General features: G+C 43.0%; 20 protein-coding genes. 13 read left to right on the forward strand and 7 right to left on the reverse strand.

The genetic code is table 11. The features are described 5' to 3' along the window. The first annotated feature begins 80 nt into the window (after positions 1-80). Positions 81-1,586: a histidine ammonia-lyase gene (hutH, locus tag AC622_RS09530; protein ID WP_049670859.1), complete on the forward strand. Its 1,506-nt coding sequence runs from the start codon at positions 81-83 to the stop codon at positions 1,584-1,586. A gap of 77 nt (positions 1,587-1,663) precedes the next feature. On the opposite strand, the gene AC622_RS09535 is transcribed toward hutH, so the two are convergent. The 3 genes from AC622_RS09535 to AC622_RS09545 form a co-directional block, all read right to left on the reverse strand. Next, positions 1,664-2,560, reverse strand: a complete 897-nt coding sequence (locus tag AC622_RS09535) for a sulfurtransferase (RefSeq protein ID WP_049670860.1) — start codon at positions 2,558-2,560, stop codon at positions 1,664-1,666. A gap of 117 nt (positions 2,561-2,677) precedes the next feature. Further along, complete coding sequence (locus AC622_RS09540) at positions 2,678-2,926, reverse strand: spore coat protein (RefSeq protein ID WP_049670861.1); 249 nt, start codon at positions 2,924-2,926, stop codon at positions 2,678-2,680. An 18-nt stretch (positions 2,927-2,944) separates the two neighbouring features. Beyond that, a complete protein-coding gene (locus AC622_RS09545) occupies positions 2,945-3,127 on the reverse strand; it encodes a hypothetical protein (RefSeq protein ID WP_049670862.1) in 183 nt (60 codons plus the stop codon). Positions 3,128-3,292: 165 nt separating this feature from the next. Between AC622_RS09545 and htpG the strand changes: the two genes are divergently transcribed. Then, a complete protein-coding gene (gene htpG, locus AC622_RS09550) occupies positions 3,293-5,170 on the forward strand; it encodes a molecular chaperone HtpG (protein ID WP_049670863.1) in 1,878 nt (625 codons plus the stop codon). Positions 5,171-5,419: 249 nt separating this feature from the next. On the opposite strand, the gene AC622_RS09555 is transcribed toward htpG, so the two are convergent. Then, complete coding sequence (locus AC622_RS09555; RefSeq protein WP_156185604.1) at positions 5,420-5,623, reverse strand: nucleic acid-binding protein; 204 nt, start codon at positions 5,621-5,623, stop codon at positions 5,420-5,422. 102 nt (positions 5,624-5,725) lie between these two features. Then, entirely contained in the window at positions 5,726-5,869 is a 144-nt protein-coding gene (locus AC622_RS21385; RefSeq protein ID WP_442853815.1) for an MmcQ/YjbR family DNA-binding protein, read from the reverse strand. A 399-nt stretch (positions 5,870-6,268) separates the two neighbouring features. Here AC622_RS21385 and AC622_RS09560 point away from each other — a divergent pair, with 399 nt between their 5' ends. The 3 genes from AC622_RS09560 (at position 6,269) to AC622_RS09570 (ending at position 7,954) form a co-directional block, all read left to right on the forward strand. Further along, positions 6,269-6,646: a PH domain-containing protein gene (locus AC622_RS09560; protein ID WP_049670865.1), complete on the forward strand. Its 378-nt coding sequence runs from the start codon at positions 6,269-6,271 to the stop codon at positions 6,644-6,646. Positions 6,647-6,780: 134 nt separating this feature from the next. Continuing rightward, positions 6,781-7,176 (forward strand): DoxX family protein, encoded by a 396-nt coding sequence (locus AC622_RS09565; RefSeq protein WP_049670866.1) that lies wholly within the window; start codon positions 6,781-6,783, stop codon positions 7,174-7,176. 172 nt (positions 7,177-7,348) lie between these two features. Continuing rightward, positions 7,349-7,954, forward strand: a complete 606-nt coding sequence (locus tag AC622_RS09570; protein WP_049670867.1) for a YdcF family protein — start codon at positions 7,349-7,351, stop codon at positions 7,952-7,954. 56 nt (positions 7,955-8,010) lie between these two features. Here AC622_RS09570 and AC622_RS21215 read toward each other — a convergent pair whose 3' ends face one another. Continuing rightward, positions 8,011-8,184, reverse strand: coding sequence for a hypothetical protein (locus tag AC622_RS21215; RefSeq protein ID WP_197089923.1), 174 nt, complete (start codon positions 8,182-8,184; stop codon positions 8,011-8,013). A gap of 233 nt (positions 8,185-8,417) precedes the next feature. On the opposite strand from AC622_RS21215, the gene AC622_RS09575 reads away from it, so the two are divergent. Then, the gene (locus AC622_RS09575) at positions 8,418-9,578 is read left to right on the forward strand and encodes an MFS transporter (protein ID WP_049672881.1); all 1,161 of its coding nucleotides are present in this window, start codon (positions 8,418-8,420) and stop codon (positions 9,576-9,578) included. Positions 9,579-9,897: 319 nt separating this feature from the next. Beyond that, a complete protein-coding gene (locus tag AC622_RS09580) occupies positions 9,898-10,590 on the forward strand; it encodes a copper homeostasis protein CutC (protein WP_049670868.1) in 693 nt (230 codons plus the stop codon). 85 nt (positions 10,591-10,675) lie between these two features. Here AC622_RS09580 and AC622_RS09585 read toward each other — a convergent pair whose 3' ends face one another. Then, positions 10,676-10,951, reverse strand: a complete 276-nt coding sequence (locus AC622_RS09585) for a GNAT family N-acetyltransferase (protein ID WP_049670869.1) — start codon at positions 10,949-10,951, stop codon at positions 10,676-10,678. A 221-nt stretch (positions 10,952-11,172) separates the two neighbouring features. Here AC622_RS09585 and AC622_RS09590 point away from each other — a divergent pair, with 221 nt between their 5' ends. From AC622_RS09590 to AC622_RS09615, 6 genes are all read left to right on the forward strand, one after another. Then, entirely contained in the window at positions 11,173-12,243 is a 1,071-nt protein-coding gene (locus tag AC622_RS09590) for a Wadjet anti-phage system protein JetD domain-containing protein (protein ID WP_231589504.1), read from the forward strand. Further along, positions 12,240-13,745, forward strand: a complete 1,506-nt coding sequence (locus AC622_RS09595) for a hypothetical protein (RefSeq protein WP_049670871.1) — start codon at positions 12,240-12,242, stop codon at positions 13,743-13,745. Before AC622_RS09590 ends, AC622_RS09595 begins: the two co-directional genes overlap by 4 nt. Next, positions 13,746-14,492 (forward strand): DUF6063 family protein, encoded by a 747-nt coding sequence (locus tag AC622_RS09600; RefSeq protein WP_049670872.1) that lies wholly within the window; start codon positions 13,746-13,748, stop codon positions 14,490-14,492. After that, the gene (locus tag AC622_RS09605; RefSeq protein ID WP_049670873.1) at positions 14,470-18,924 is read left to right on the forward strand and encodes a hypothetical protein; all 4,455 of its coding nucleotides are present in this window, start codon (positions 14,470-14,472) and stop codon (positions 18,922-18,924) included. The genes AC622_RS09600 and AC622_RS09605 overlap by 23 nt, the downstream gene beginning before the upstream one ends. Before the next feature lie 349 nt (positions 18,925-19,273). Further along, positions 19,274-20,203 (forward strand): metal ABC transporter solute-binding protein, Zn/Mn family, encoded by a 930-nt coding sequence (locus AC622_RS09610; protein ID WP_049670874.1) that lies wholly within the window; start codon positions 19,274-19,276, stop codon positions 20,201-20,203. 12 nt (positions 20,204-20,215) lie between these two features. Continuing rightward, positions 20,216-20,968, forward strand: a complete 753-nt coding sequence (locus tag AC622_RS09615; RefSeq protein ID WP_049670875.1) for a metal ABC transporter ATP-binding protein — start codon at positions 20,216-20,218, stop codon at positions 20,966-20,968. The last annotated feature ends 3 nt before the right edge of the window (positions 20,969-20,971 follow it).

Here is a 20,971-nt window from a genome sequence, read left to right on the forward strand (position 1 = left end):
ACAACTTTGGGCTATATCATGACTTGTCTCTGATATGGCCTTTTATATGCCAGGAGATGAAAAGCTGAGGGGGTTACGAGTTGATTCTCATTGATGGAAAATCTTTAACACTGCAGGATATTGAGAGGGTGCTCGATCATTCCGAGCAAGTCGCTTTATGCAAGGAAGCCGAGAAAGGGATTTTGGATGCGAGAGAGCTTGTTGAAAGAAAGCTGGCGGAAGGTAAAATTGTGTATGGGCTGAATACGGGATTTGGCAAGCTGAGTGAAACGACCATTTCATCTGACCATGTACGCGAGCTTCAGATTAACTTAATTCGCTCCCATGCCTGCGCAGTGGGAGAGCCTTTTTCAGAGCCCATTTCCAGGCTGATGCTATTGCTGAGAGCAAACGCACTGGCAAAAGGCTATTCAGGCATAAGGATGGAACTTATTCAATTATTGGTCGATTGTCTGAACAGGGGAGTGTGTCCAATTATCCCTGGCAAAGGCTCTCTTGGAGCAAGTGGAGATTTGGCACCGCTTGCCCATTTGGCGCTTGTTTTGATAGGTGAGGGAGAGGCTATCTACCAAGGGAGGCGATACCCGGGAATAGTTGCTTTGCAAAAAGCTGGGCTAAAGCCAATCCAGCTTGAAGCGAAGGAAGGGCTCGCATTAATCAACGGTACGCAAGCTATGGCCGCAAGCGGGATAATCGCGTACATGGAGGGCAAGAGGCTTGCAGATATGGCAGACGGTATTGCATCATTGACACTTGAAGGCCTGCGCGGTGTGGTGGATGCTTTTTTGCCGCTGACCCATGAGGTGAGAGGATTTAAGGAACAGCAGGAGGTAGCTGAACGCATCTGTACCTATTTGGAGAATAGCCAGTTGACAACAAGGCAAGGCGAGCTCCGCATTCAAGATGCTTATTCACTGCGCTGCATCCCGCAGGTTCATGGCGCCATCCAGCAGGTACTAAGCTATGTACGGGACAGGCTGTCCATTGAAATCAATGCCGCAACCGATAACCCTTTAATCTTTCCGGAGACTGATCAAGTGATCTCAGGCGGGAATTTTCACGGGCAGCCGCTTGCTTTTGCCATGGATTTCCTTGGGATTGCTGTTTCGGAGCTTGCGAACATTTCTGAAAGACGCATTGAGAGGCTGGTGAATCCTCAATTAAATGATTTGCCGCCATTTTTGAGTGCGAACCCTGGACTCGAATCTGGTATGATGATTACCCAATATGTCGCTGCATCGCTCGTGTCAGAGAATAAGGTTCTCTCCCATCCTTCAAGTGTTGATTCGATTCCCTCCTCCGCCAATCAGGAGGATCATGTCAGCATGGGAGCCGCTGCAGCGAGACATGCCTTAAGCATTCTTGATAACGCTAGAAAGGTTCTGGCGATTGAATGGATTTGTGCCGCACAAGCGATAGACTTCAGGGGAGCGGATAAATTAGCTCCTTCTACGAAAAAACTGTATGATTACTTACGCAATAGGATTCCTTTTGCTGCCTCTGATCGGTCTCTTTCTTTTGAAATTGAAGAAATGGCGGGGGAAATGAAGGGGATAAACGCCCCATTCATATGGAGTCATGAATAATAGGTATAACATAAAAATATTATGTAAACAATCGGATAAAAACAGGAGATGGCTGTTTTTCCCATCTCTTGTTTTTATTATTTGTCTCCCGTTATAAGAGGAAGATCTTCATTCGAAGCCCATTCATTCATCGACCCATCATAGACGGACACATTTTTCACGCCAATCTGCTCTAACACTAACGCATTCCAAGTGGCGGCAATACCGCCGCCGCAATAAGTGATGACCTTTTTATCCGGATCAAGGGCACCCGTTTTCTCGAAATTTCTCTTCAACTCATCAGTCGGAAGAATGGTCTTTGTCTGCGGATTCGCATGACACCCAAAGAAGACATTCACACTGCTTGGGATATGGCCTTTCCGTGGATATGTATCTGTTTCTCCTCTGAAATCCTCTGGAGAGAGGCTGTTGATCAGCACAACAGAATCATCTTCAATGGCTTTAAGAACATCCTCCATTGTCGCGAGCATTTCTTCCTTCCGTTTCCCCGAGAAATCAGCCTTCGGGTACGAGCTTGATTCGCTGGTAAGCGAGCGTCCTTCTTCCTTCCACTTTTGTAATCCGCCTTCAAGGACAGCGATATTTTCCAATCCTTCATACTTTAACTGCCATCGTAATCTAGCTGCCCATTGCGGGGCGGTAACAGATACGCCGACAAGCGCTCCTTGATCATATATAACTGTATAGGTATCCTCATCTCCAATACCGAGATTCTCCATATGTTGAGTAAATACCTCACGTTCAGGCAATGTAAATGGGAGGGGGGATTCAGGATTGGAGAGCTCATGTAATAAATCAGCATAAACGGCACCAGGAATATGGCCCAGATTGTAGGAGTCTCTGCCAGATGTCAGCGTTATTTGTCCATTTTGCAAAGGCTTCATAAAGGTTGTGGCATCGATTACCCGCAGGTTTGGGTCGTCAAGATGTTCTTCAAGCCATTCAGTTGTAACGATTAATGGAATTTTATCCAAAGGTATTTCACTCCAGTCTTGTCGGTATAAGGAGAATATATTATAAAACAGATAAAATTACTAAGAATTAGACTTGAACAAAACAAAAAAGGACAGCTGTCGGCTGTCCTTTTCGTCTTACCCTTGTGCAAATTGGTTTTTCACCGTATTGATTTCTTCCTGTGTGGCTTGTTCGGCGGGGATATAATAACCCTTTTGTTTAGCTATGCTGAAAATTTTATATTGGCGCGCTTCGTCCTGGTCGCGCATTTGCTGAATGGTTCTGCGCAGCTCTTCATTTTCCGTTTGCGCGATGATGCCGGCATAGCCAGCTAAGCTTCCATTCAAACAAGATAAATAATCACTGACAATATCTTTTTCCTGCATGTGTCATAGCCTCTCTTTCTATAAAAAGGTCATAAGATTTTGTTTGTTTTTGCGTGCATCCTGAGCGTCATTTCGGAGCTGGTCTGCAATGGCAGAATCGGTTACCTGCTGGGCATAATAGTCAAGTTTATTGGCAATTGTCCCATGACCCCCAATAAGATGGCGAAGGTTCTGCAGCTCTAGTTCATTCAAATTCGGCATAAATAAAGCACCCCCTATAAAGAATTCACGGATAGTATTTGTATTCTGACGGGCATTATACGACTAATGCGTATTGACAAATCGATGAAATTTGTGATAATTAAAAAATGTTAGCACTTGTATGAGTTGAGTGCTAAAAAGAATGTGGAAAGGGTGCATAAAATCATGGCAATGAAGCAATTTCAAGCCGAATCAAAGCGATTGCTCGAAATGATGATTAATTCTATCTATTCACAACGGGAAGTTTTCTTGAGAGAACTGCTTTCAAATGCGAGTGATGCGATTGATAAGCTGTATTATAAGGCGTTAATAGATGAAAATTTAACGTTTCATAAGGATGATTATTACATAAAAGTGAGTGCCGACAAGGAGAACCGCACACTGACTATTACTGATACAGGGATTGGAATGACACAAGATGAGTTAGAGACAAATCTTGGGGTCATCGCTAAAAGCGGCTCATTAGCCTTCAAAAAGGAAAATGAAAGCAAGGACGGCCATGATATCATCGGACAATTCGGTGTAGGCTTCTATGCGGCCTTTATGGTGGCCGATATCGTTACAGTGGTCAGCAAGGCCTTTGGTACAGATCAGGCATACCGCTGGGAATCGAAAGGAACAGATGGTTATACGATCACTCCTTGTGAGAAGAATAGCGTTGGTACGGAAATTATCTTAACGATTAAGGACAACACAGAAGAAGAAGATTACGATCAGTTCCTGGAGGAATATCGTCTTAAAGAAATCATCAAGAAATATTCCGATTTTATCCGCTATCCAATCAAGATGGATGTAACGGAAAGCAAGCTGAAAGAAGGCTCAACAGATGAATTTGAGCAAGTGACCGAAGAAAAGATCATTAATAGCATGGTGCCAATCTGGAAGAAGAATAAAAGCGAGCTGACGGATGAGGATTATGAGCAGTTCTATCATGAGAAGCATTACGGATTTGATAAGCCGCTGAAACATATTCACATTAATGTCGATGGAACGATCCGCTACAATGCGATTCTCTACATTCCGGAAAATATTCCGTTTGATTACTATTCTAAGGAATTTGAAAAAGGGCTTGAGCTGTATTCTAATGGAGTACTGATCATGGAAAAATGCGCAGATCTTCTGCCGGATCACTTCAGCTTTGTGAAAGGAATGGTCGATTCAGAGGACCTTTCGCTCAATATTTCTCGTGAGATGCTTCAACATGACCGCCAGTTGAAACTAATCGCGAAGAATATCCATAAAAAAATTAAGAATGAATTGCTGTCCCTTCTGAAAAATGACCGTGAAAAATATGAGCTCTTCTATAAATCATTTGGCCGCCAAATCAAATTTGGTGTATACAATGAATTCGGTGCCAATAAGGATATGCTCAAAGACTTGCTCATGTTCTATTCATCCAAGGAGAAGAAAATGGTCACTCTTGATGAGTATATGGAACGAATGAGTGAGGAGCAAAAATATATTTACTATGCCACTGGAGAATCCATCGAGCGTATTGATAAACTGCCGCAAACAGAAATGGTAGCGGACAAGGGCTATGAAATTCTCTACCTTACAGATGATATCGATGAATTTGCCATCAAAATGCTGATGACGTTCAAAGAGAAGGAATTTAAATCAGTCTCAAGCGGGGATTTAGGTATTGAGGACAGTAAGGAGGACGCTTCAGAATCGGATGTTAACGAGCATAAGGACTTATTCGCTCACATGGCTAAAGCACTTGCGGGAAGCGTCAAGGATGTCCGTGCCTCTAAGCGCTTGAAATCTCATCCTGTATGCCTCTCAACCGAAGGAGAAATCACGATTGAGATGGAAAAGGTGCTAAATATGATGCCGGATAATCCGGGTGTTAAGGCGGAAAAAATTCTTGAAATCAATCCAAATCATGAGGTGTTCACATCCTTGGTCAATGCGTATAAGCATGACAAGGAAAAGCTGGACTTATATACAAAGCTTTTGTATAACCAAGCCTTATTGATTGAAGGACTTACGATTGAAGACCCTGTAGCATTTACGAATGATATTTGCAAGGTCATGGTTTAATGACGTAGAGTGATGAGATAATCTTATCAAGACCATTGAAAGCCGGTTTGTTTTACGAAGAGTAAAACAAACCGGCTTTATTTTGTTACTTATGTAGTTTTAAAGGCGTTTCAGTTATATAGCTGGATATCTATGAGAATTCATGAAGGTACACTTCAATGCTAATCTCGCTGCCATTAGATAATAGATTTAATCACCGTTAAATTGCTTAGAGGTTAACAAAATCAAAGACTTCTCTATCGTGTTGGTTTATTTCTTAAATTGTTTGTATTCGTCAATATAAAAAGCGACACCTCCGCAATTGGGGCAAACCGCTGCTTTTGGAATGGCCGAAGCTTTATTGAATAATCCATTGCCTTTTCTGCTAATTTTTATCCCGTACATTCCTCCTTGAACCGTTACGGCACAGTCATTTACCATTTCAGCATGACATTGTTGACAAATTCTTTTCAATATACATAACCCCCAAATGAAAACATTAATCCTTTCCAATATCATTATATCATGTTGAATATTCCCTTTATTTCTATCCTTTAATATAATTGGTACCATCGCTCATTTATGTTTTTTCACTAAATCATAACTCATATCGATAAGCCTAATTATTTCATTGTAGGAAACAGAGCCATCAAGAAGGATGGTGGTCCAATTTTCCTTGTTCATATGGTAAGCTGCCAGGAATCCTGGCTTTTGCTGCAGGGATCCAAGTAAAAAAAGGTTTTACCTTTATAGTAAGAATATCATTGATTTCATCGATGTTAAGTCCCAAATTGTTCTTTGGTACTTGCATCACGACAGCATACCACTTTTGATTGTCTTGTCTTCTTAAAACAGCATGATGGAGGGGATTTCTTCCATAAATATTCCGGGTCTGTTCTGTATTGATCCTTGGCGTATTGGAGGACCGATTCTCTGTTAGGCTGCCTATCCATTAAGCTTCACCTCTTTAAAGCATTCATTTGATTGAGTAACTTTTCCACCAGAATGAGATATAAAACATGGTAAATAGCTCATCTTCACCTGCTTTATCATCAATCTTCGCCAATGCATGGGTTCATATAGATTATGTTAAAATAAAGGAAAAAGGAGTGAACATTGATGGGTTATTTAGACGCATTCTTAGGGAATTCATCCAACATGAAGACAGAAGAGGCAGAGGAGAAATTAAAGGATATTCTGTTTCCGGAAGAAAAAGTGAATCAAGCCTATAAATTAATTAGGGATATGCTCGTCTTCACGGAGCATCGCTTGATTCTTGTGGATGTTCAAGGGATGACAGGAAAGAAGATTGAGTACCATTCAATTCCCTACAAAAGTATTACCCATTTCAGTACAGAGACAGCGGGCACCTTTGACCTTGATGCCGAATTGAAAATTTGGCTGTCCGGAGCTGATCTTCCAATAGAAAAGACCTTTAAAAAGGGAGCCAGCATCACGGAAGTACAGCAATTGCTTGCGTTTTATGTTTGCGGCTGATTGTCTGTAGAATAAGGACTAACGCCTGTTGACATTCATTCATTTGGACAATTAGGATAGAGATAAACGGTAGGGCTATCTCTGTTTTCGTTGCTGCACGGCTCCTATCTCCTAAATGCAAGGGGGAAGGATGAATGGAAGACATGGGGCTCCTTATAGTAAGGCTGATTGTAGGCGGATTATTCCTTGCACATGGAGCACAGAAATGGTTCGGGTGGTTTGGCGGTGCAGGATTAAGGGGCACCGCAGGGTGGTTGGAAGCCATTGATATTAAACCAGGAATGTTCATGGCATTCATGGTAGGGGGAATCGAATTTCTCGGTGGTCTCTTCTTAATAATTGGCCTTCTTACACCGTTTGCAGCTACCTTATTAGCGGTCACAATGCTGTCAGCTGTCGTCAAGGTCCATTGGAGAAATGGTCTGTGGAACACAGACAATGGATATGAGTATAATCTTGTCTTGATTGCCGTTCTGCTTTGCCTCATTTTAACGGGGGCAGGAGAATATGCCGTGGATTCACTCTTTTAAGAAAGCTTAGGATCTTTATTCATCACGTATTTAAAAGAAGTCGAACTTCCAGGAAAGTTTGACTTCTTTTTTATTCACCCTAATATTCAAGATAACGTTACCATTTGGCTGTAATCGTCGTACACTATTAGGAGGAGTCTTAGGAAAACGCAATGTCATAAAGGGGTGCGATATGTATATATCTGATTTAGATGCAGACAAGCTTTCTGATGATCAAATGACCAAGCTGTTATTCTCCGATATACAGGATGATGGCCAACAGGGAGATTGCATATTTGTGGCAGGCAGCAGTAAGGCGGTCCTATACCGTCTCCCAAAAGCGGTAGAGTTATATAAGCAGGGAAGGGCGGACAGGCTGCTGTTCTCCGGGGGAGTAACGTGGAAGGGAAGTGTATTCACAGAGGCTGAATCCCTACAGAAAGAGGCAATCACTTCCGGCATTCCTGAGGATGCGATTTTAGTGGAGAAACAATCCTTGCATACCGTTGAGAATGTGTTAGCTTCGATGTTTGTCCTTAACAGGGAGATTCCTTTGTACAAGGTCCGGCGAATACTTGTTGTCACGACGTCTTATCATATGAGACGGCTGCATCTTTCTTTGCAAACCTATATGCCAGATTGGATTGAGTACACTTTATGCCTGGCTGAAGATGATAACACGGTAAAGGATAATTGGTTCTTGACTGAGCTAGGCAGAAAACGGGTACAAGCAGAATGTTCAAAGCTAATTAAATATGTACAGATGGGTAGTTTGAAGGATATGTCTATCGAAATGTAAGAGGTGAGAGAAGGGAACATTCAGGAGATGCTCCCTTTAACGATGTTGGGCTTCTGTTATCGATATTCTGAGACGTCTTTCCTCAGTGCTGTCGCTGCACAAAACAAGAATACTAATCCCAATCCGAGACCGACAAGCATGGAATATTCATAGGTTTCAATGAAGGCCATTCCGCCGGCTATAGATGCGACAAATAACAAGAGAAACAGGGTTGTATAGTTTAACTTCATGAATATCACCACCTTCCATCCATTATAATTCATGTGAAATAGAGAAAACATGCAACAATAGTATCAACTGGTTTCTAAGAGATTCCTCCCTGTCGGTACCCATAAATTGCTAGAAATGTATTCTGCAAGGTAGAATGGTTGTATAGTCGTTTGGTGGAATGGATTCACTTTCAGCGTACTGTGCAAATTGTTGGGGAGGAACGTGGCTTAACGTGAAGATATTAAATAAAAAAATGCTGGTATTAATGGTGAATATGTTTATTGCCATTGCCAGCTTCGGCATCGTCATCCCCATCTTGCCGGATTACTTGGCATCCATCGGTGAGGGCGGTACAGCGGCAGGGCTGATGATTGCCGTATTTGCCGGGGCTCAGCTCGTCATGTCGCCGATTGCAGGCAGATGGGCGGATCAATATGGAAGGCGAAAAATGATTATATATGGGCTTATCGGGCTTTCGCTTTCAGCCCTTGTATTCTATTTGTCCAATTCTATTTGGATTCTTTATTTCTCCAGACTGTTAGGCGGTGTAGGTGCTGCCTTGCTGGTTCCAGCCATCTTTGCCTATGTGGCTGATATAACAACCTTCGAGCAAAGGGCGAAGGGGAATAGTCTCATTTCTGCGGCAATGTCGCTTGGTATAGTCATCGGACCTGGGATTGGGGGATATTTAGCGGAGATTGATTTGAAGCTGCCGTTGCTGATCTCAGCCATCGTTGCCTTCTTTGCGGTGATTTTCTCCGTATTCTTGCTGAAGGAAAGCCGCAATGAGCAGGATGCTGCAGCAGGAACAATGGATCAGCCATCCTTCTTAGTCAGTCTCGCGAATTCCGTGAAAAAGCCTTACTTTGTTGTTTTGCTGATTACCTTAATTATGAGTCTTGGTCTTATGGCCTATGAGTCTGTGCTTGGCTTATTCGTAAATGACCAGTATGGAGCGAGCCCGCAGGATATCGCCAATATGGTCACAGCAACAGGAATCGTCAGTGTTGTTGCCCAATTATTCATCGTAGACAAGATTGTGAATAAATTCGGTGAAAGCTCCGTGTTAATCTTGTTTATTATGCTGACTGCGAGCGGCTATTTATTGTCCATCTTCGCTGGAAGCTATGGCGCGTTCTTCGCTATCACCTTGATTATCTTCCTCGGGACAAGCATCTTGCGGCCTGTCTTAAATACACTCGTATCCAAGATGGCCGGGTCGGAACAAGGATTTGCGATGGGGATGAATAATGCGTATATGAGCATTGGAAATGTGCTCGGACCAACCTTGGCAGGCACCTTGTATGACATTAACATCATTTATCCTTTTATCATGGGATTCACGATTCTACTCATCACGCTATTGCTTGCATTTGGATGGAAAAGAAAAGGAAGGCTCACAATTGCTGAATAAGGATGAATATTTGTTGTTTCTTATTCAACGGCAAAGATAGGGAGAACTTTATCTTGTGTTTGAACGTTCAGTTAGAAAACCACCCAGCATAGGGTGGTTTTGATTTATTCTTCACCCTCACCAATGCCTTTATCAAATGACGAAATGAAAAGGTACAGATTTGGAGAGGAAGCGAGGTTCTTTTCTTCCTGATTGGCACATATTTCTTGAGTAAAGAAAGGAATCGTTCATTTTTTTATCACGTTGTCTTGTATATAATAGCCTCATAGGAATGTCATTCTGTAGATGAAGAGAGTATGAATGAGAAGCAGGTGATTAGATGATTTTAGAATGCATTGTTGAAAATGAAAGAGATGCGATTCAAGCAGAAAAGATGGGCGTTAGCCGGCTTGAATTAGTGTCTGCTATGGCAGAAGGCGGGTTAACACCAAGCTATGGAACGGTAAAACGTGTCATCGAAAGTGTGAATATCCCGGTTCAGGTGATGCTGCGCCCTCATAGTTATTCATTTGAATATGATGAGTTTGATTGGCTCTCTATGAAAGAAGACCTTAAAGTGTTTTCCGATTTAGGTGTAAAAGGAATCGTGTTTGGCTGTCTAAGAAATGGTGAAATTGACCAAGCACTTTTAGAGAAAGTGATCGAGGAAATACCGACATTTGATATTACGTTCCATAGGGCGTTTGATGAACTCAAGAGTCAGGGGAATGGACTCGAAGTTCTATGTCAGTACTCTAAGCATGTAAGGCGGATTCTTACCTCTGGAGGGAAAGGAACCGCTTACGAGGGAAGGGAAAAACTGCAGCAGCTGATTGTTTTATCTGATGTCTGGTCAGGACCTGAGATTTTGGTCGGAAGCGGCCTCAGTACAGAGAATATTCCAGAGCTTCATTCATTCCTGCATGCGAAGGAATACCATTTTGGGTCAGGCGTCCGGAAAGAAGGCTCTTTTGCCAATGGAATCGACCAGGAAAAAATCGATTTCTTGCTTGAGTTTTTTGATGGCAAGTAATGATAGGACCTTTATTTCGTGAAACATGGAGGTGACGGAAAAGCGGATGTCTTATAATTATTAAGACATCCGCTTTTCTTTATCATTATTTTGCTAGTACGTCGGAGTAATCTTTGACCCGTTGGAATTCAACTTGGGCAAATGAACAGGCAGGAATAATCTTTTTTTCATTAGACCGTGCGTATTGCACAACTTCCTTCACAAGTTTGTTGGCTAGCCCTTGGCCCCTATGCTCTGGGGAGACGAAAGTATGGTCAATGATGATTCTTTCCTCACCATCTGGTACAAAGGTGATTTCACCTACTTTATTTCCATCTGAATCTACCATATAAAATAAATGGTCCTCCTGCTTGATTTGCATAAAATTATACAACCTCCTCTTCATTTTTCCTGTTTATTTCATTATTCTCTCTCTTTGTCATACATAAACCTTGTTTACCCTTTATTTGAATGAAGCTTAGATTGATCAGGGGGTAAATCTTTATTCAGGCTTCTGTATAATCGATATTCTCTCGCAAAATAAGATACTCTTAAACCCGTTGATTTGTTATAATCCAATAGTGTATTTGTTTTTAGAAGAAGGTGGGCAACATCAATATTATTGAAACAAGGATGCGAGGATTTATAGAAGATATACAGCATCCGAGACAGAAAAAGAAGCTAAACATTAATGATTTGGAATACCAGCTGCGCCAGCAGATTGAAGATTACTATGATATGGACGGCTATACTTTATTCTATGAGACAATTCAGAAGATGGCGGAGGAACAAGTGCTCAGCCCGATCATGAATAAACAGACAAATGGCCGTTCCCCCGGACTTCCCCTCTTTTATTGGGTCAATGTGAAGAAGCAGGAAACGAAATGGGACCGCCTCGAGATGCTGAAGCGTAATGATCTTCTCGATTTCACCTACTATAACCAACATCCTGAGTGGCAGACAGACGATGAATGGGAAAGAATCTTAAATGTATATGATTTTTTGAAAAAAGAAGAGGAACGGGAGCTTGTCTCTTTAGAAGAGCGGAGCCTTGAATTATTCGGGCATGAGAAATTCCTTTCTGATGAGAAGCTTTTTCCTGAAGGAAAAGGATTCCTGCAGCGAATAGGCGTGAATAAGGAGAAGCTCAAGATCGTGAAATATGGCGAGCCCTTTGTCTATTGGCTGAAAAGGGGCTGTGATCTCACCTCCATTAAGCGAATTTTAATTGTTGAGAATCTCTCCTTTTTCCATACAAGTGTGAAACTGCTTGAAGAGGATTTATTAGATTATGAACCTGAAATGATCATATATGGCGAAGGGAAAAAGATAGAAAGCAGCTTTTCGTTCTTCTTCCGCATGTTCCCTGAACAGCCGTATTTATTTTACTATGCAGGTGATTTGGATGCAGAGGGATACAGTATTTTTGTCCGCCTTAAGGAACGTTTTGACGACTGCTCCATCCAGCCGGCATTGAAGATTTATCGAAAAATGCTCGAATGCAGGGAATTCGCTAATGAAGAGCGGAAACAAGTTCGGAATGAGCTCCATAAGAATGCGTTCTTTTCCTGGTTTACTGAGGAGGAGCAGGCATTATTGGAGAGCTTATGGGTGACGCAAAAACGAATACCGCAGGAAGTATTAACGATAGAAAGCTGGAGGAAATGGCTATGAATGAATCTTGGGAAGGCTTTGGGGAGCGGATGAAACGGTTAAATCCTCTGTTTGAGCTGGGACGAGGCATGGAGGTAGGCGAATTGAAGCCTTATTTGCAGACCATTCTCATGCAGGTACTTTTGACCATTTTTTATCGTGAGTTGAATGATGATGATGGCAGAAGAAAGAGCGATATTCTCCATATGGTCGATGAGACGATCAAACAGATGAAATTAACCGCTGATACGCGTCAGATTGAAAGGATTGCGAGCGGTCTTCTATACCAGGGCAGGGAGGAATACTCCAAGCCGTTTGAATCCCTGTACTTTGATGAAATTCGGCAAGCTTGGGAAACGCAGACCTTCCGCTATGTAGCAATGGACGAACTGTACACGAATCTTGAACTCGGCGGGTCAATTGTCTATAAGCTGACAGATGTGGCACAGGAAATGATCTTCATGAGCCGCGAGATGGCGGAGGAATTCTCGATAACGATTGAGCAGCTGTATAGCATGAAGCTTATCAAGAATGGAAACTTCCGCAAGGCAGCAAGAAACCTTGATCACTTGATTTCCAGAGTTAATCGCTTAATGACAAAGGAGTACAGCTTCCAAAAGGAAATGATGAATAACCCGAAGATACTCCTGATCGAACAGGAAAAAAGACGCGAGGATAATCGCTGGGAAATTGAGCAGCAATTCGAGGAAGAAAAGAATCATTTCCGGACGATTACTTCGATGATCGAGAAGGCGAAACGAACGGAGGAGGATGAAGTCGTGCAAGGCGAGCTTATGCTTCTCCATGAGAAGATAGAGCACACTAGACAGCTGCATGACCGATTCGCGAAATTAGTGATTCAAAATATCTCCCATGAGATGAAGCTGAAGGCGGAGAACCCTTCCCTCTTCTGGGAGAACAGTCTCGTCTCCTTCCGCGAACAGATTTACGAGGATTGGATTCTAAAAGAAGGAATACGGGACTTCGGGCTTGTCGAGAAATTGATCGGACCTTTATTCTCACCGAAAAACGAATTCATCCTGCCGCTTGAATGGGTTTGGGGAGAGCAGGAGCTGGCATCCATTCAGGGGACTGAGGATACAGAGCAGGAGGAAATGGAAGAGGACTGGATGGAGAGAAGAATCACGGATTGGTCTTCTGTCGTTAGAGCATGGAGCTATGTGTTCGAGCATTTATTACAGCATGGGGAATTCTCGCTTGCAGACTTAAAGGAACTCCCGCTTGAAGTGCAGGATGAGTGGTTTGAGGAAAGCGAGACCCTTGATCTTTGGATGATGTTTGATAAAAAGCCGCTCACTGTCCAATCGCCGAACCGTCAGGAAGAGGCATTAAGCGATGAACGGGAGAAGCTGTTACATAAATTAATGAACGGTCATCCGCAATTCCTCGCACTCGAAGGCAGACAAATCTATACGAAATTTGATTCAAGTGCTGAACCATTAATTTGGTACCGGACAAAAATGACCCCATTTAAAATATGCATACAGGAGGAAGGAATCTAAATGAATGCAGAAATCCTGAAAAAGGCGTCCTCCGTATACTTTACTCTATTAAAAGATAAAGTCATCGATGAGACTAGCGAATATTTTCAATCCTATTATGAGCCTGATGTCCGTCAGGCTGTCATGATCCTGGCAGATGAGTCAGGAACCTTTATTATTGAATCACCAAAAAGGATTCATCTAGTTGTGCAGCCGACAGGCTCGGTGTTTGCGACAAACTTTACACATATGAAGGATAGACACCGTCATATCGAAAATAAGAAGCATTTCCACTTGATGAGTGTCATCATCATGAGCTTCATGGCCATGATTGATAAGAATCAGGCGGCAAAAATCAGAACAAAGCGGGAAGGCATTACTTTCTATGCACTTGAACGCCATGTGAATGAGCTAATGAACAAATGGACCGTCATGCTGAAGGAAAACCCGTCTGTTGCCCTCGATGAAATGATTGATATGCAGGAAATCGTGACAACATGGACCCATATGGAAGTGGATACGGATGAATTCAGCCTGCGTAAAGGGAACCGCCGTACGAGAATCGGCTTAATTGCCGGAGCGATGAAGCTTCTTGAAACAGAAGGCTTGATTATCATCCTTGACCGAGAGGATATACCGAAAGCTCTGCCGAAGACAGAGCTTTTCGAGCGAATCGAGTTCCTTTATCACGATTATGACCGCTATGAGCAAATGAAACGTTTGATGGCGAGCAAGGAGGAAGAGCATGCCGAAGATCCATCGAATTAGAATCGTCGGTCTCCGATACGACGGAATGCAAAAGCAATACGAAGATACAACCTTTGATTTCCATAATGAAGAAACGTCCACAAATGGCTTGATTGCCATGATGAACGGCGGCGGGAAAGGGGTGTTCCTGCAAACAATCTTTCAGGTGTTGAAGCCTGGTACATCATGGGGTAAGCAGAATAACCGCTTTTACCAGCAATTCTTCTTCAACAAAAAAGAGCAGTTTGCCCCGTATACCTTCCATGTGTTGATTCAATGGGAGCTTGATGGGTCAGACAAGCGCCATCTTGTTACAGGAGGAATGTTCTCTGCTGAACAGCGCATGTCGATGAACGAGGAGGCACAAGATGCAGATAGTATGGAACGGGAGGCGAAAATCGTTCCAAACATCACCTTCTATGCCCGTGAATTTGACCGCAAGGAAGACGTGGCCTTAGAGCATATCCCGCTCTTTGAAAACGGAGAGGTTGCTGATACGGAGGAATTGAAGGATTATTTCAAGTGGAATGGCTTTGACGTTTATAAGGATGTTAAGAAGCATTACCGCATTCTCGATACATACGGCATCAACCGTAAAGACTGGGATATCATGAAGGAAATCAACCGTGATGAAGGGGGCGTAGGCAAATTCTTTGAAGGAGCAGAGGACGACCATTCCCTCTTTCAGAAGCGTATCATTCCGACGGTGAGCCAAGTCTTAAACAAGTCCGAGCATCAGAAGAATGACTTGATCGAAATCTTCAAAAGCCAGGCGAGCATCGCCCGCGACCTGCCAGTATTATTAAAGCGTGAACAGGCTCACAAGGAATTCTTGGAAGATGTGATTCCATTTGAGGAGCATATCGAGGCAGGTGTTAAGCAGGAAGAGATTGTGGTCGAGAGCAAGAAAAAGGGACAGGCCTTACTTGGTGCCCTTGAGCATCTCATCAAGCAGGATAAAGAGGAGCTGACCTCTCTTGCCAAAGAGATGGAGAAATTGACAGAGGAGTTGTCCTTACTACGGTTTGAGAAGGACAATCTTGAGTATGCAAGAGCTCACGAGGAAGCCGTTACATGGGAGAGAAAGCTTGCCGAAGAAAAAGAAAAACTTGAACAGCTTCAGAAGCTTGCTGTGGAGAAACAAGCTGAAAAAGATGAAGCGGCCTTCTCGCTATTGCTCAAGGAATGGAGTGAATTTGAGAATACCATTGCCAATCTAAATCAACAAATGGGCAGTCTTGAGCGTAATAGCGGTTTAGAGCAAGTCAATACAAGGATGGAGGAAATCAAGCACGCCGTTCAAAGCCAATGGACAGAGGTTTCCGAAAAGCTGAAGGAAGAAAATGATCGTTACCACGCCTTTAAGCTCCATTTAGAGAAATCCATCCGTTCGTTAACAAAGGATGATAAACAAAAAACGATTGAAATTACCCAAATCAAAACCGATATTCGCACTCTTACCGAAGAGCTGCAGCGCTTTGAAATAAAGGCTAGTGACATGGTCAAGGCATACGGGGACCGTGCGGCGTATGATTTGGATGGTTTAGTCGGTAAGCTGAAAAACGATCAGACTAGATTAGCTGATGAGATGAATGACCTTAAAGGGAAAGAAAAGCAATCCCAGCAATTTCAAGGGGAGTTATCCAATACGGTTGGAACCTTGACGGAGTCATTGAAACATATGAAGGAAAGGTTCGATGAATGGAAGCAAGCCTATGAAAAGCAAGAAAAGAAAGAAACAGCACTTATCGAAAGGATGCATGCTTTCCTTGATGATGTGTCTGCACCGCTTTCTCATGCGATGCTTTCCAAGTATGGCCATGCTCTAGAGGATATACTCCAGAAAAATGAGGAAGAAACTGAACAGATTAAGAAAGAACTGTGGGAAGTACAAACAGATCAATATTTAAATGATGAATCATTCTGGATTGCCAACCAAGATGTAAAGCAAATGAAGGAATGGATTGACGAGAAGACCGGCATTGATGTCTTCTACGGGTCACAATATGTACAATCCCTGGATGACGAGGCGAAAAGACAGCACTTGAAATCCTATCCCCTTCTTCCTTTTGGCCTGGTCGTCAGCCAAATTCAATGGGAGAAAATCAATCACCACCTTCTTCAAGGAAAGATTTTCCGCAGTCCTGTACCTATTTTCCTCAGGGAGGAAATGAAGGATGGAGGCACGGACTCCTTTGTCATTATTGATGGAGAGGAAAGAGACCTTCTGATGGACCGTCAAAGCTTCGCCAAATGGAAAACCAGTATGGCCAAGCAGATTGAGGAGAAGAAGGAAGCTATCCAGGAATTTGCGAAAACAGAGCAAGCTATCCGTCGACTCACGAAGGATATCGATCGAATGACCGATACGGATTTATGCACGGACCTCTTAAGGCAGATGGAAAAGCAGGAAGCCTTGATTGATTCCGCTCAGAGGGAATTGACCCATACTGTCAAGACACTTGAGAAGGAGAGAGAACTTCAAACCGGGCTCCAGGAACAGATGAACCAGAAACAAAGGCGAATCGATGAGACGGAGAAGGATCTTGCTGAAGTCTCTGCCTTTGTAGAGGAAAAGCATCAGTCAGAAGACAATAAAACGGTCTTGGCAGAGAAAGAGAAACGAAGAGACAAATTAACGACAGAGCAGCTGGAATTAGGAAAATTGCTCGATGATTATACCGTAAGATTGGCACAATGGAATCATACGCATCTTGAGTGGAAAATGGCGATGGAGCAAGATTTGAAGGAAATTGGCGCATTTGTCGAAGATGCCGTTTTCCCAACACTTGAAAAGACCGAGCCGAGCGAGGAGGCACCAAGTCTTCCCTCCCATCTTCTCGATGCCATGATTGGGCATGTGACCGAGCTTAAGCAGCTGCAGCGTTCCAAGGAGGAGCAATCACAGGAATTGACCTTGCTGAAGGCGAAAAAGGAAGCTGAACAGGCGCAGGCTGTGAAGCTTGAGAAAAAGCTTACAAAGCAGGATGAAAACTGGCGTGAAAAACCGAAGCCGGAAGAACCGCTTAGCATCCTTGAGGGTCTCTTCCAATCAGCGCAAAAGGAAGCAAAGGAAGCTGATAAAGAAGAGCGAAAACAGGAAAAGGAAGTCACCGTTGCGGAAACGACCTTAAAGCATGCTCTTGACCAAAGGAAGAAAGCTGAGAAGAAGCTGAACAAGCATGAGAAAGAGCCGGAGACATGGGAAGGTCAGGACCTGGATGTTAAAGAGCTTGAAATCAAGGACCGCACAAAGATTGCCAAAGACCGGCTTAAAAATGCCGAAAAGGGTCAAAAGGAAACGGATGCCCGTATCACTGGGTATGAAGGAGATCAATTAACCTTATCCGTCATCTTAAAGGATGAAGCAGCTCCATTTGCGAATGAGGATCTTGAGACAATCAAGAATCAGGGGAAATCCTGTATCCTCTCCTGGTGTGATGAGCATCAAGGTATGCAGGAAGAGAAGCAGGTGAAGCACGCGAAGCTGGAACAAGCCTTACGGAAGCTGAAGCTGGCAATTGAGGAAAAGGATTGGGAAATCCGCTTCAAAAACGAAGTCTTGACCTCACTTGACCATATGGATACGAGACATTACGCCCATATGCTGACCATCATCCAAAATATGAAACGCTTCTCTCGCAGCGGTCTTGAACAGCTAGACTTGGATAAAGAACGAGCTGAAAAGGCGAGGGATGTATGGACGAACCGCGCAAGCATGAAGGTGATGAGCATGACGGATGCCATACGTTCGATGCTCGCAAAAATGAAAATCAAGAATGAGCGCGGCACCTTCCCGCTTGTACAATTGAAGGAGGATATTCTCCCAAGGCGTGTGGAGGACATCGAACCGCTCTTAAAGCAGTATTTCGTCACAGCCATTGACAAAATCAGTGCTCAGTTCGACTCCATTGACGAGAATAATAAGCAGCTTGACCAGGAAATTAAGCAGCTCATCGGGGATGAACAAATCCTGTTCGTAGCCCTTCGTAACCGGTATCCAGAACTGCTTGTTTACAATATGAGAACCGATAATGCGTTCATGTACGGCAAGCCGCAAAAAGAGCATTATTCTACATGGAGAACCATTAACCAAGGCTCTCGTACGAAATCAGATGGAAGCGGCGGTCAAAAGCTATCTGCGAGAATGGTCATGATGATGATGCTTCTTTCTGTCAAAACAGAAGCAGATAACTCATGGGTACCGCTCGTCTGTGACAATCCATTTGGACAGGCCGCATCTGCTCATGTTCTAGACCCAATCTTTGCCGTAGCAGAAAAGCTGAAATTCCAATTGATCATTGTCACACCGCCAGAGCTTGTCAAAACAGAAATCAGCCAGCGCTTTGACGCGTACTATAAGCTTGATTTCATACGCAGCAAAGGAAAAGAAATTGTAACAGATACCGTTGTACCGGCTTACCGGATTTATCAGGGGGAAGCGGTACAATAAAAACACTAAGAGATACATGAATCGAAACGGGTGGAAACCAATACGGGTTTTCACCTGTTTTTTATATAAACTTTAATCAAAGGATAAGCTTATTTATAATTATTATTAATAAGAGGATGATAGAGTCAGGCCTTTTCTTTTTATTTCGAAATGAGAATAATTATCAATTGTCCTATTGAAAATAATATAATTCCCACTTTTGTGACCATAAGTGAGAATAATTATCATTTGAGAGACAAATAACCTCATGCATACGGGATTTTGTGATCCTTTTGTATTATCTAGTGAGAATAATTATCAATTGATAGGTTTGCAATTTATCATTTATATATTTTAGGAGGTTGAAAGAATGAAGAAAACAAGGTTATGGAGCATGATGGTATTTATTTTGTCGCTTGTGTTACTAAGCGGCTGCGGAGAGGAGAATGCTGCTTCTGGCGATAATGACGGTAAGATTCAGATTGTTGCCACAACTGGGATGATTGCCGATTTGGCAGCTAATATTGGCGGTGATTTAGTAGAGGTAGAGGGATTGATGGGTCCTGGTGTTGACCCGCATCTATACAAGGCCACTCAAGGGGATATGGAGAAGATTGATCAGGCTGAGATGATTTTTTATAATGGCTTGCATCTCGAGGGGAAAATGCAGGATATCCTGGAAAAGATGGAAAAGAAGAAACCGGTTATTGCTGTCACGAAAGATATTGAGAAAGGGAAACTTCAGACTGTCGAAGATAATACATTTGACCCTCATATCTGGTTTGACGTTGAGCTTTGGATAGAAACACTGGATGTTGTGAAGGATGCCCTGATTGCGGAGGATAAAGAAAACAAGGGAACCTATGAGGAGAATTATAAGGCATACAAGCAAGAGTTGATGAAGCTTGATCAATATGCAGCTGAACAATTATCAAGCATCCCTGTGGAACAACGGATACTGATCACAGCCCATGATGCTTTCGGATATTTTGGAGAAGCGTACGGACTTGAGGTAAGGGGCTTGCAAGGGATCAGCACTTTGTCTGAATATGGCTCAAAGGATGTATCAGAATTAAGGGATTTCATTGTGGAGAAGAAAATCAAAGCAATCTTCGTGGAATCAAGCGTTCCACAAAAAGCCATTCAAGCTGTCATTGAAGGAGCGGAAAGGAAAGGCCATACCGTAGAGGTCGGTGGTGAGCTGTTCTCAGATGCAATGGGAGAAAACGGGACAGAGGAAGGCACCTATATTGGGATGATTAAACATAATGTCGATACAATTACGAACGCATTACGATAGGGGGAGATAGTGATGGAAGCATTAAAGGTCGATCATGTAACAATTGCCTATCATGATAAACCGGTCATTGAGGATATTTCATTTATGATCCCAAAAGGGAAGCTTGTCGGAATTATTGGGCCGAATGGGGCTGGAAAGTCCACATTATTAAAAGGCATCCTCGAATTGCTGCCAAGAATATCAGGCGATATCACTATACTTGGGAGCGATTATAAATCTGCTAAAAAACGTCTTGGCTATGTTCCGCAGAGGGAATCAGTCGACTGGGATTTCCCGACGAATGCTCTAGACGTTGTCATGATGGGACGATACGGACATTTAGGATGGTTTAAGCGGCCAGGTTCAAGAGAGCGGGAAATCGCTATGCGGTGTTTGAAGAAAGTGGGGATGGAGGATTTTTCGAAAAGGCAGATCAGCCAATTATCAGGCGGACAGCAGCAAAGAGTATTCTTAGCCAGAGCACTTGCACAAGAGGCTGATTTGTATCTGATGGATGAACCATTTGCCGCAGTGGATGCCGCCACTGAAAAAGCCATTATTACCTTGTTGAATGAGTTAAAGCAGCAAGGGAAAACAGTACTTGTCGTGCATCATGACTTATCCACTGTGAAGGAATACTTTGATTGGACGATTCTGATCAATAAACATTTGATTGGATATGGGGAGACAGAAGAAATCTTTACGGTAGATAATCTGCATAAAACATATGGCGGGAGTTTGACTGTCCTGGATGGACAGTCAAATGCCCTCATACAAGTAAAGTGAGGG

The sequence above is a fragment of the Bacillus sp. FJAT-27916 genome, from assembly GCF_001183965.1.
Taxonomy (GTDB): Bacteria; Bacillota; Bacilli; order Bacillales; family Pradoshiaceae; genus Pradoshia.